This is a genomic window from Pseudoalteromonas sp. SG45-5 (assembly GCF_014164085.1).
Taxonomy (GTDB): domain Bacteria; phylum Pseudomonadota; class Gammaproteobacteria; order Enterobacterales; family Alteromonadaceae; genus Pseudoalteromonas; species Pseudoalteromonas aliena.
The window spans coordinates 1-542 of record NZ_JACJEM010000159.1; the positions used below are offsets into that span (position 1 = coordinate 1).

Genomic DNA, 542 nt, shown 5'->3' on the forward strand with positions numbered 1-542 from the left:
ATTTTACTCGATGAATTAGATAAGAAGTTAACCTACAAACGCCTTAAGTTTGCACGTTACGCTGATGACATAATCATTTTAGTAAAAACGAAAAGCGAAGGGCTAATAATCCAACGGGACATTACTGCGTTTATCACTCAGCGATTAAAACTCAAAGTGAATGAATCGAAAAGTCGAGTCGGTCCCGTATCAGGCTCGAAATTTCTTGGGTTTACCTTCCGCTACGCTAAAGTGCAGATCCACGAACAGGCGCTAAAGAAATTTAAAGCAAATGTAAGAGAACTCACTAACCGCAACTGGGGGATCTCAATGACCCTACAAATTCATAAACTCACGCAGTATTTACGTGGCTGGGGACACTATTACCTAATAGCCAACACTTATCAGTTAACGGTGGATTTAGATCATTGGATCCGCCGTAGGATAAGAATGTGCTACTGGCGGCAATGGCGTAAACCTCGCACCAAAGTACGCAGTTTAATGAAATTGGGTGTTAGCGAGCGACTCGCCATAGCCTGTGGTATCACCAGTAAAGGCCCTTG

Annotated in this window: 1 protein-coding gene; it reads left to right on the forward strand. The window is 43.0% G+C overall.

The annotated features are described in order from the left end of the window. On the forward strand, positions 1–542 hold a 542-nt coding region (locus tag H5119_RS20090; RefSeq protein ID WP_259399078.1), incomplete at both ends, for a group II intron maturase-specific domain-containing protein.